We start from the raw sequence: 312 nt of genomic DNA on the forward strand, positions 1-312 counted from the left end.
GGAGCATCGCGGCCAAGGCGGGCGCCGGGTACGGCACCGTACCGTGGGCGCATTCGACTTCGTTGTCGGCGAGCGGAATCGGGCTCACGACGAAGCGCTCAACCCCAGCCTTGACGAAAAGCTCCGCGATCATCCCGACCGCGTAGATGTTGGCCCGCCGCCCGATCTCGTGGAAGTGCACTTCGGAGAGATCCATTCCGTGCACCGCGGCCTCCGCGCGGGAGACCTCCGACCAGATGCGCGCGGCGATCCGGCGCGCGTCGGGCGAGAGGGTCGAGGCGGCGTAGAAGCGCTCGATGTCGGCGGGCGTGC

1 protein-coding gene is annotated in these 312 nt (G+C 69.6%); it reads right to left on the reverse strand.

Features of this window, described 5'->3' with window-relative positions; all coding sequences use genetic code 11:
- Positions 1–312 (reverse strand): nickel insertion protein (gene larC / locus HMPREF9440_RS12110; RefSeq protein ID WP_040764744.1); only part of this gene is annotated, 312 nt, incomplete at both ends.

It is taken from the genome of Sutterella parvirubra YIT 11816, from assembly GCF_000250875.1.
Classification (GTDB): domain Bacteria; phylum Pseudomonadota; class Gammaproteobacteria; order Burkholderiales; family Burkholderiaceae_F; genus Sutterella; species Sutterella parvirubra.